Source organism: Metabacillus litoralis, assembly GCF_007994985.1.
GTDB lineage: Bacteria > Bacillota > Bacilli > Bacillales > Bacillaceae > Metabacillus > Metabacillus litoralis.
In genome coordinates this window covers 574,701-586,046 of sequence record NZ_VOQF01000005.1, presented here as the reverse complement: position 1 = coordinate 586,046, position 11,346 = coordinate 574,701, and the positions used below count along the sequence as shown (strand labels likewise).

Below are 11,346 nucleotides of genomic sequence, written 5' to 3'. Positions count from 1 at the left end.
TGTAATTTATCTTCTGTAGAAAATTTGGCCATAGAAAAACTGCACCTCCGATTGTTAGATGGTTTCTAACAATTGGGGTGCAGTTCACCTAGATGCTAGGGTTTTTATTTTGCGAATAAGATGTACTCAGAACGTTTCTTCTCTTCATCTCTATCTTCCTTTAATAGAAAATAATAGTACTAGTAAAAAAATTGTAAATCTAGTAGGAAAACTTTCAAAAAACTATCATATTTTTCACTCCTTATACATTTACTACTAATAGAAGAACTAGATTGTATAAAAGCGGAGGAGAAACGATGAGTATATCTTATGCAATTATGTTATTATCACTTTCATTATCAATCTTTCATTTTTCCTATGGATATAAGGAAGCAATCCGAATAAGCAATGAGGAAGGTCCAGTTCAAGGTCTGCCACTTATTTTAAGCATACCATTAGGATTTACCTTTGCTCATTTATCTTCAATTTTCTATCAACAAATTTAACCAGCGCTGTGCTTTTGCATAGCGTTTTTTCTATGATTAAGAAAATTTCTTTTCTAAACAGTTGTTGTATTGTAGTAACAATTTTTATTAAGACGTACTTTTATAATTCAAGAATTTTTATGATGTTATTTTTTGCGTGAATCCTTCATAGATATCATTTAAAAGAACCTTTAGGAGGATGCTTTGACCATTTTAAAAAAGGTTTGCAAAAAGATCATTCAATTTCTTTGTTACATGATATTTATGTTAATGATTTCACTTTTTTTCTATATACTATTTTCGATTAAGGTTAGTCTTGTTATTAGCTCCTTTTTGATCGCTTGCACATTTGGATTGCTTTGTTACCTAATTTTCAGAATGATTCGTTCTAGGGGAAATTTCAAATTTTTATTTTTCAAAGAAATCTCAGGTGGACTTTCTGTTTCATTACTAACTTTGATTTCTTTTGTTGTATCTTTTTATTTTTTTTCGGTCAATTTGATTATTTCCACTGAGTTCGGTCAAAACCTTACAATTAAAGAAAAACTAGAACTATATACACTTCCCCTCCAAACAAACAATACATCAACTACAGATTATAATAAGATGAAAAAAGATAAAAAAAGAGCTACCCACAAAAATGTAACCATCTATTATCAAAATCATGAAAAAGAGCTGCTCCCAATTATTAAAGATGTTTTGAATAAAGCTGATCAAGTAACAACAGATCTATTCGGACCTATAAATGATAATGAAATTGATTTAATTCTTCATTCTTCTACTGATGAGCTTTACGAAAAGACGTCATTAAAGCAAACAATAGGTTATTTTGATGATCCTAACGATATAATCGGTGTGGCAATTACTGATTTACCATCCATCCTTTCAGATGAGATGCCACAGTCGTTTTATTTTAGCAGCACAATTATGCATGAATATACCCATTATCGACTTCAAGCTTTTGTTAAGGAGCAAGGATTATATGTTTATCGAATTCCCCTTTGGTTTCACGAAGGAGTTGCCGAGTATGTTGGAATGTATAATGTTGATCACAGGTATTTTCCATTTGAAGAAGCTGATTTCAAGAAGCTAGTTACACATAATGATTGGGAGAAATTCCGCTTAAATGACTTTGATGTTTACACTCAAAGCTATTATGCCATTCAGTTCATAGTGAATCAGTACGGGGAATCTATTATTAAAACAATTATTGAAGAAACAGCAAAGGTTAATGATTTTGAAAAAGGATTTAGTACTGCAACAGGTTTTACAATAGAGGAGTTACAAAAATTATATGTGAAAGACGCTAAGAAACAATCACTAAATAAGCCTGCAAACTTTTAGCTAGCAGGCTTCAAAACTTTCGACGATCGTTTTATTACGTGCTTTTCAAGCAAAAATAACAAGATTCCAATCATAATAACAGTGCTTCCTATTATTTGCGTCAGAAATACTTTTTCATCTAGTAAATAGTAGGCTAGAGCAATTGCTCCTACTGGTTCGAATAAAATCATAATCGAAATAGTATTCGTACTTACCCATTTTAACGACCAATTAAATAAAGAGTGCCCCAATAATGTAGGAACAATCGCTAGCAATAGGAAATAGTACCAATCAGATACTGGATATGGTGCAAGAGGATATTGTAGTAATAAACAATAAAAAAGCAATGTAATCGAACTTATTCCATAAACAATGAATGTGTAGAGACCTAACGAATGACGCTTCCTGATTCCCTGTCCAAACAATAAGTAAGCCGTAATCATTGCACATGCCGCTAACGCTAAAATATCCCCAAGTAAAGCTAGTCCGCTTATTTTAAAATCACCCCAGCTTATAATGACACTTCCACTTATAGCCAGTGCTCCACTAAATAACGCTATTTTCGAGACTTTTTCTTTAAAAAATAAATACGTACCAATAAAGGCAAACAAAGGCTGTAATGTTACAAGAACAACGGAACTTGCAACAGATGTAAAGTTAAGTGATTCAAACCATAAAATAAAATGAAAAGCTAAAAATACCCCAGCAATTATAGAGTAAATCCAGTCTTTTTTCGTCATTAGCTTTACTTCTCTTATATTTTTCATAAAAAAGAATGGTGCGATAAGTATAGTAGAAAAAAATAAACGATAAAAAGCGATTACAGGTGCCGGCGCCGATGTTAGCTTAACAAATATAGCAGATGTTGAAACAGCAAGAACACCAATTATTAACGCTAACAGTGGATAAAGTCTTGATCTATCCATATGATTTTCCTCCATACGTTTCAATAATTTAACTCTGATAGTTTATCACATGCATCCACAAAATAGATTGCGAAATTTGTAGAATAAATATGACAAGAATTGGATTTTCTTTATAGTATAATAGTTACTAGTTAGACAAGCTCTTTTTAATAAAAACAATACGAATAAATAAGGAGGAAAATAATGATTTTACAGCTTGAAGAAACCCGGAAAGAGGTAGTAAACACTGTTAAAGATATTCCTGAGCACTTATTTAATGAGAAACAAACGGAGTATTCATGGAGTATCGCCCAAGTGCTTGATCATTTATTAAAAACAGAGCTTGAGATCACACGAGCAATTGCCTATATGTTAACACTTCCAGAGCAAGATCACCTTCCAGACAAACCACTAGCTTTAACGCTAGATCGCTCACAGAAAAGAACAGCACCTGACACAATCTCACCATCAACCGAAATTATAGAAAAGCAGAACATCTTAGCTTCTCTATCACAATCTAGAAATCAATTACTTCAGCTGATTGATTCGATTCCTTCTGAAAAAGACTTAACAACAAGCAGGTTCAAGCATCCATTTTTCAAAGAGTTGTCCCTTAAGCAGTGGATTGAATTTATCGGCTATCATGAGAAACGACATCTCGCTCAAATTATTGACATTAAACAAAGTATCACAAATGAAAGCGTTTAATTAAAAAGGAGAGAAATATAATTGAATATGATAAAAAAGCTAGTAACACTATCACTTCTACTATTGTTAATAGGTATGTCGATCACTCCAGCAACTTCTGCAAATGAATTAGATGAAAAATTAACAATCGTTTCATTAGGTGATTCTATCACGATGGGATGGGGAATCGATAATCAAGACCCTAATACACAGTCACCATCTGCATTTCCATTTTTAATTGGCAACAGTCATAATGAAGTATTAAATGTGAGTTATCCCGGGTGGACTTCTGGAGAATTATTAAGTGCGGTTTCTCTTGATATCTCTAAAGAAAAACTACAACAAGCTGATGTAGTAACGCTAAATATTGGGGCAAACGATTTGCTACAAGCTATTAATTTACAAGAGTTCATAAAATCAGGCAAGTCTTTAACAGATCCTGCTGATGTTGCTGAAATTCAAGGAAAGGTAGCAGCTACCTCCGCAGAAATCACAAAAAACCTTTCTTCAATTATTAACGTAATTAAACAAGAAACAGATGCACCAATTTTGTTGTATTCCTTATATAATCCATTCGGACCTGATACTGATCCGCAGTCAATCTCTTCACAACTTTATTTAGTAGGAAATTTAATAACAGAATCAGTGAATACATCTGTTTATAACCCTATGGCAAGTAATACTGGTTCACATTATTTAGATTCTTACTCAGCATATGACGGTAAACAAGCAGAATATATTATTCCTGAAGATATTCACCCGAACAAAGTGGGACAACAGATTTTAGCAGATCTTGCAACAGCTAAGCTATTAGACTTATTTCCACCAGTAAATATTGTTGCATCACACCCTTCTGAAGAACAAACTTCAGATCCAGTGAAGATCACGATTGAGGAAATTGAACATTTAATTCATTTAAAATGGCTACCAGGCGAAAAAAGTGTAGATAACTTTGTAGAAGAAGGAAATTTGATCACCGGAAATACCTTTGAAGTAACGGAAAATGGAACATACTCAATTTACGCAAAAACAGCGCTATCTGAAAGTGTGATTACACTTGAAGTTAAGAATATTGTCCCTAAAGTTGAAGAGCCTGTTGAAGAGGAACCAGATGAAAAAGAGCCTCCTGTTACAAAACCGGTTGAAAAGCCAAAAGATGAGGTTGCACCTCCAAAGAACGAAGGAACAAAACCTACTCAACCAAAAGAAACGGTTAAGGTAAAGGTTGAAAAACCAAAACAAACGGTTGTAAAAAACGGACACGCCTTACCAAACACAGCTACAAACATGTACAGCTTTTTAGTAGCTGGAATGTGTTTATTAGGAGTTGGTGGTGGAGTTTTTATCACGCAACGAAAGCGCAAAATTAAATCAAGTAAAATAGAATAGTAAGTATGAGTTGAGAAGAAGATGAGACATAAGTATTTAAGCTAATGAAAAACCCGAATTATTAGGTGATATGTCAATTAAATATTCGCCTAATAGTTCGGGTTTTGATTTGCAGTCTTCAATGTTTTTTGATTTTGCATACTATTTTTAAGAACTAGTGTAATGTTGCGGAAGACATTTGACTCCTGCGGGTGCAGAGGAAAGGCTGAGACCCCACAGGTGCGCAGCTTACGAGGAGGCTTAGCTTCCTCCCCGGCGAATCTTATGTCTGCAGCGCAATGGAACGAACTTGTTTCTTTCACCTTAACTGAATTTAGGTTTATTCGTCTTTTTGAATGATTTCTTTAATTATGTCCCAGCCTCTTTGTTATTCTTTATGATGATGTTTGTCTTTATGAAATCTACCTTTATGCATGCCAAAATGAAAGTCATTTTCACCATCGAAAGGAAATAGCTTTTGTTTTTTTGCTTCCTCTGCATGATTTTCAAAAATTTCATGCATGATCTCTCTAGTTGATAAATCAGTAACATCCATTCCTAATTTCTCAGCCGTTTGTTTAACCTTTTTATCTCTAACTGCTATGGCTAGCTCTTTTAGATCTTTTCCGTCCGTCTCAATGCCTAATTCTTCCGCATCTTTCATCACACTTGCTTCAAAAACTTCTTTTGATAATTCATCTATATTTTTACCTTCTGTATTAATGCTTAATTCTTTAGCTTTTTTTATAACAAGTGTTTCATACACTTCTTTTGCTAAAGCATCAACATCTTTTCCATCTGTATTAATTCCAAGCTGCTTTGCTTTTTCAATCACAATTTTTTCATGAATTTCTTTTAAAAGCTGCTTCTTATCTTTGCCCTCTGTGGTAATACCTAATTCTTCTGCTCTTTTCTGGAGATATTCCAGCTTCATACCGTGATCTTTATCATGATTATGCACTTCTTCACTATGTTGCTTCAGCTCTGATGGTGGTATTTCTTCAGCTGCAAATGCAGATTCCACACTAATAAACCCAAATGTTAATGCACTCACCATTAGGAACGGAACAAACTTCTTCTTCACTTAATGACCTCCTTCAATTTTTAAACCAAATATGTAAACCTTACTGCATATTTGTAGACTTCCTTAGATTGTCCAAAGTTATGAATAAATTGTTAACAAACTGTTGTGTATTTGTGAAAATTCATGGAAGAATTATGTGTCGCTTACAAATAAGATATATAATGAACATTATATAAACTAGACTTTAATTAGGATTCACGATCAATGAGGAGTGACTAACATGAAAACGGCTGTTGTTATAGGAGGAGGAATTACCGGCCTAACAACTATGCATTATTTACAAAAATATGCTCAAAAGGAAAAGCTCGACTTGAATTTAGTGCTAGTTGAGGAAAGTAATCAATTGGGCGGTAAAATCAAAACCCATAAACATGACGAATTTATTATGGAAACTGGTGCGGACTCAATAGTTGCTAGAAATGAAGGTGTTTTACCTTTAATAGAAGATTTACATTTAGAAAATGAAGTTGTTTATAACGAAACAGGAATTTCCTATATTTATACAGATAACAAGCTAAAACCAATTCCAGCCGACACGGTGTTCGGCATACCAACTAGTGTAAAGTCTTTATTTAGCAGTACATTAATTTCTCCTAAAGGGAAAGTAACAGCTTTAAAAGACTTTTTCACTAAAAATCAGCACTACACAAAAGAAAGTTCTGTTGGTGAGTTTTTAGAAAGCTTTTTAGGTAAAGAGATTGTAGAAAAACAAATTTCTCCTGTGCTTTCAGGTGTCTATTCTGGTAGCCTAAACAAACTAACAATGTCATCAACACTTCCTTATTTAGTAGATTATAAAAATGAATATGGCAGTATCATTCGGGGCATGTCTCAAAACAAAGAAAAATTCCAATCAGCAAATAATAAAAAGTTTCTTTCTTTTAAAAATGGACTTTCTTGTATGATTGACACTCTAGAAAATCAATTAACATCAGCAACAATATTAAAGGGTGTGAAAACCTTAGACATCAGCAAGAAAAATGATCGTTACGAAATTAGCATTGAAAATTCTTCACCTATTTCTGCTGATTATGTTGTATTATCAACACCTCATAATGTGACACAGCAGTTATTAAATAACCATGATCTTGATACTGAATTTAATAAATTAAAAAACTCATCACTTATTAGTATTTACCTTGGCTTCCAAATACCTGACAAAGAGCTTCCGGCTAATGGAACAGGTTTTATCGTCACGGAAAACAGTGATTTACATTGTGATGCTTGTACTTGGACAAGTAAAAAATGGGCTCATACATCAGAAAAACAAAATCTATTGGTTCGACTTTTTTATAAAGCTTCGAATCCTTCTTATAAGAAGATAAAGGATTTGTCTGAAGAAGAGCTTGTAAAAGTGGCATTACAAGATATCGAAAAAAGCCTAAAATTAAACGTTACACCAACATCTGTAAAGGTAACAAACTGGCTTGACCTAATGCCAAATTACCATCTTGAGCATAATAAAGCGGTCACAGCTTTGAATGAAAAATTAACCAGTCTTTATCCTAACACCTACTTAGCTGGTGCTTCTTATTTCGGAGTTGGGATTGGCGCTTGTATTAAAAATGGGAAAGAAACTGCTGAAAAAATTATAAGTTCACTGAAATAGAAAGAAGCTGGGACATATTTAAAGAATTCATACAATTAGACGAAAAAGTCTAAACTCAGTAAAGTTGAAAGAAACAAGTTCGTTCCATTGCGCTGCAGACACTCGCTTTCCACGGGGAGGAAGCTGAGCCTCCTCAGCTACGCCTGCGGGGTCTCAGCCTTTCCTCTATTCCCGTAGGAGTCGAGTGTCTTCCGCTACATTCCACTGGTTCTTAAAAATAGTATACAAAATCAAAAAACTATTAAAGACGCAAATAAAAACCAAACTATTAGGCGAATGATTAATTGAAAAATCACCTAATAATTTGGGTTTATCATTAGCTTAAATACTCATGTTCCAGCCTCTTTCTTATGAAGCGGACTCATTTTGCGAAAATTGGCTATTATATAAATCAGCATAAAACCCATCAAGGCTTAATAATTCCTCATGTGAGCCTTTTTCAATAATGTCTCCATCCTTCATTACAAGAATAAGATCAGCATCACGAATTGTTGATAAACGATGGGCAATTACAAAGCTTGTTCTTCCTTCTAAGAGCTCTGTCATTGCTTTTTGTATTTTCATTTCTGTTCTTGTGTCAACACTACTTGTTGCTTCATCAAGAAGGAGGATTTTCGGCTTAGCAATAATCGCTCTTGCAATCGTGAGCAGCTGACGTTGTCCTTGAGAAAGGTTTGTTGCATCTTCACCAAGTACAGTTTCATAACCATCTGGAAGAGTACGAATAAAGTCATCAGCATAAGCATTTTTTGCTGCATTTTCGATATCTTTATCTGTCGCTCCTTCATTTCCATATGCGATATTTTCTCGTATTGTTCCATTAAAAAGCCATGTGTCTTGTAAAACCATTGCGTAAAGACTGCGAACCTGTTCTTTACTCATATCTGTTAAGTTAACTCCATCGATTTTAATGCTACCTTGATTCAACTCATAAAATCTCATTAATAAATTGACAATTGTTGTTTTCCCAGCACCTGTAGGTCCAACAATTGCAACCGTTTGTCCTTCCTTCACTTCAAGACTAACATCATTGATAATTAGCTGATTTGGTTCATAGCCAAATTTAACATGCTCAAAACTAACATGACCCTTAAGCGAATCTGTCTTAACCGACGTATCTTTTTCTTGAATTTCTTCTTCTTCATCCAATAATGTGAAAACACGTTCAGCAGAAGCTATTGCTACTTGTATCATATTTGCTATTCCAGCTGCCTGTGCTAATGGTTGTGAAATTTGCTGAGTGTATTGAATAAACGCCTGAACATCACCTACGCGTATACTTCCATTTAAAACAAGTAATCCACCTGAAATGGAGACGATAATAAACCCTAGATTTCCTACAAATCCCATTAGCGGCATCATTAAGCCTGATATAAACTGTGCTTTCCAGCTTGACTGATACAATCGATCATTAATTTCATCGAACTCGGAAATTGATTTCTTTTCATGACCAAAAGCTTTTACAACCTGGTGACCAGTAAACATTTCTTCGATATGACCATTAATTGTTCCAAGCTCTTCTTGTTGTTTGACAAAATGCCTTTGTGAAAACTTCGTAATAAATCTCGCAACCATTAAGCTAAGTGGAATGGTTACTAATACAACCAATGTTAATAGTGGACTAATAACCAACATCATTATGATAATTCCAATAATCGAGATCACCGAGTTTATAATTTGAGTAAGAGCTTGCTGTAAGGAGGTATTAATATTATCAATATCATTTACTGCTCTACTTAATAAGTCACCATGTGAATGTTGATCAAAATAACGAAGTGGTAACCGTGACAGCTTTTCATTTACTTCTTTACGAAGCTGTGCAACTGTTCGTTGAGCAATTCCTGCCATAATATATTGTTGTATATAGGAAAACAATGATGAAAGAATATATAAACCAATTAATAGAAAAAGAATTCTAGATATAAAATCAAAATCAATAGAACGTCCAGATGTAAAGCTATCAAAAATAGATGATGTCGCATCTCCTAATAGTTTAGGACTAATGACATTAAATAGTGTTGATAAAATTGCAGCTAGTGTAACAAGGATCATCTTATTTTTCCATGGTTTTAAATAACTCAAAAGTCTTTTAAAAGCTTTCTTAAAGTCCTTAGGTTTTTCAACTGTCATTCCCTGACCATGTCTCATCATTGGGCCTGATCTTCTTTCACTCATGCGCCCACCTCCCCATTTTGCTGTGAAGCAACAATTTCCTGGTAGATGGTATTATCGTTTAATAGCTCTGTATGTGTTCCTATTCCAGCAATTTTCCCGTCATTCAACACAATAATCTTTTCCGCATTCTTAACCGTATTTACTCTTTGTGCAACAATAAGAATCGTTGCACTAGCTGTTTCTTGTTTTAAAGCATCACGTAATTTACGATCTGTTTGATAATCTAGTGCAGAAAAGCTATCATCAAAAAGATAAATCTTTGGCTTTCTTACGAGTGAACGAGCAATGGATAAACGCTGTTTTTGACCTCCAGAAAGATTAGAGCCAGCTTGCTCTAGCTTGCTATGCATCCCTTTTTCTCTTTTTTCAACAAAATCAAGCGCCTGAGCCGTTTTAAGTGCTTCACGTATTTCTCCCTCACCAGCTTGATCGTTTCCATAGCGCATATTTTCAGCAATGGTCCCACTAAATAATGTCGCCTTTTGTGGGACATAACCAATTTTCCCTCGAAGTGTGCTTTGTAGCATGTTTTGGATATTCACGCCATCAATTGTGATTGATCCACTTTCCACATCATAAAAACGAGGAATTAATTGGAGAAGTGTTGATTTACCAGCACCAGTGCTACCAATGATCGCTGTTGTTTCACCAGGTTTCGCTACAAAGGAAATATCCTCAAGAACAGGTTTTTCCGCTCCTTCATAACGAAATATCACTGAGTTAAATTCAATGAGACCTGCCTCATCCTCTGCAAATTCTTCATTTATTGGATCTTTTATCAAAGGTTTCGTCATTAAAACCTCATTTAATCGTTTTGCGGAAACTTGTGCTCGAGGAATCATAATAAACGCCATTGAAAGCATGATTAAAGACATTAATATCATCGCTGCATATTGAATAAAAGCCAATAAGTTTCCAACCTGCATATCACCTTGTTCAATGCGGATCGCACCAAACCATACAATCGCGATATTTGTAAAGTTCATAATAATAAGCATGATCGGAAACATAAATGCCATTAACTTTCCAACTTTAATACCAGTATCACGAAAATCCTCATTTGCTATATTGAAGCGATTTTTTTCATAATCAACTCGGTTAAAAGCTCTTACAACACGTATCCCTGTTAATGCCTCTCTAAGAATGAGTGTTAAGCGATCTGTTTTTTTCTGTAAAGAAGAAAAAAGCGGAATCGCTTTTCGAGCAACAACAAAAATCACAAGTGCCAAAACGGGTAATGCAGCAAGGAAGATAAGAGATAAATACCGATCTCTTGATACCGCAAGCAATACCCCTCCGACTAACATTAAAGGAGCTCTTGTCATCATACGCTGCATCATATTAATCACATCTTGAACAACTTTTACATCATTTGTTGTTCTTGTAATAAGTGATGCTGAGCCGAATTTTTCATACTCCTGCAATGAAAAATGCTCAACGTGCACGAAAATTTTTCTTCTCATATCTCTTCCAAAGCCTAATGAAACTTTTGAAGCAAAATAACTAACTCCAACCATTAATACGATCGCCATAAATGAACAAAAAAGCATCAAGGCACCTGTTCTTAAAATAAAGGGCACATCTTGATTCACAATACCTACATCAACGATATCAGCCATTAATGTTGGTAAATACAATTCAAATAATATGGCCGCTAACGAGAATACCAAAACAAATATAAGCTTTGTTCGATATGGTTTAAGATGTTTTAGCATTTCTATCATTTTTTTC

9 protein-coding genes are annotated in these 11,346 nt (G+C 34.3%); 5 read left to right on the top strand and 4 right to left on the bottom strand.

Features of this window, described 5'->3' with window-relative positions; translation table 11 throughout:
• Positions 1-296 precede the first annotated feature (296 nt).
• Together FS935_RS10845 and FS935_RS10840 are read left to right on the top strand one after the other, a co-directional pair.
• Positions 297-485 (top strand): hypothetical protein, encoded by a 189-nt coding sequence (locus FS935_RS10845; RefSeq protein WP_146948409.1) that lies wholly within the window; start codon positions 297-299, stop codon positions 483-485.
• Positions 486-668: 183 nt separating this feature from the next.
• Positions 669-1,808: a peptidase MA family metallohydrolase gene (locus FS935_RS10840; RefSeq protein ID WP_158638595.1), complete on the top strand. Its 1,140-nt coding sequence runs from the start codon at positions 669-671 to the stop codon at positions 1,806-1,808.
• On the opposite strand, the gene FS935_RS10835 is transcribed toward FS935_RS10840, so the two are convergent.
• Positions 1,805-2,713, bottom strand: coding sequence for a DMT family transporter (locus FS935_RS10835; RefSeq protein ID WP_146948406.1), 909 nt, complete (start codon positions 2,711-2,713; stop codon positions 1,805-1,807). The two genes, FS935_RS10840 and FS935_RS10835, sit on opposite strands and share 4 nt — an antisense overlap.
• A 183-nt stretch (positions 2,714-2,896) precedes the next feature.
• On the opposite strand from FS935_RS10835, the gene FS935_RS10830 reads away from it, so the two are divergent.
• Together FS935_RS10830 and FS935_RS10825 are read left to right on the top strand one after the other, a co-directional pair.
• A complete protein-coding gene (locus FS935_RS10830; protein ID WP_146948404.1) occupies positions 2,897-3,400 on the top strand; it encodes a DinB family protein in 504 nt (167 codons plus the stop codon).
• Between the two features lie 27 nt (positions 3,401-3,427).
• Positions 3,428-4,768, top strand: a complete 1,341-nt coding sequence (locus tag FS935_RS10825; protein ID WP_240050886.1) for a GDSL-type esterase/lipase family protein — start codon at positions 3,428-3,430, stop codon at positions 4,766-4,768.
• A 367-nt stretch (positions 4,769-5,135) separates the two neighbouring features.
• Here FS935_RS10825 and FS935_RS10820 read toward each other — a convergent pair whose 3' ends face one another.
• A complete protein-coding gene (locus tag FS935_RS10820) occupies positions 5,136-5,831 on the bottom strand; it encodes a hypothetical protein (protein ID WP_146948400.1) in 696 nt (231 codons plus the stop codon).
• A gap of 220 nt (positions 5,832-6,051) precedes the next feature.
• On the opposite strand from FS935_RS10820, the gene FS935_RS10815 reads away from it, so the two are divergent.
• On the top strand, positions 6,052-7,440 hold the full coding sequence (locus FS935_RS10815) for a protoporphyrinogen oxidase (RefSeq protein WP_146948398.1): 1,389 nt from the start codon (positions 6,052-6,054) through the stop codon (positions 7,438-7,440).
• A gap of 348 nt (positions 7,441-7,788) precedes the next feature.
• Here the strand turns inward: FS935_RS10815 and FS935_RS10810 are convergent, their stop codons facing one another.
• Both FS935_RS10810 and FS935_RS10805 read right to left on the bottom strand, forming a co-directional pair.
• Positions 7,789-9,615, bottom strand: coding sequence for an ABC transporter ATP-binding protein (locus FS935_RS10810; RefSeq protein WP_146948396.1), 1,827 nt, complete (start codon positions 9,613-9,615; stop codon positions 7,789-7,791).
• On the bottom strand, positions 9,612-11,339 hold the full coding sequence (locus tag FS935_RS10805; protein WP_146948460.1) for an ABC transporter ATP-binding protein: 1,728 nt from the start codon (positions 11,337-11,339) through the stop codon (positions 9,612-9,614). Before FS935_RS10805 ends, FS935_RS10810 begins: the two co-directional genes overlap by 4 nt.
• Positions 11,340-11,346: the final 7 nt, after the last annotated feature.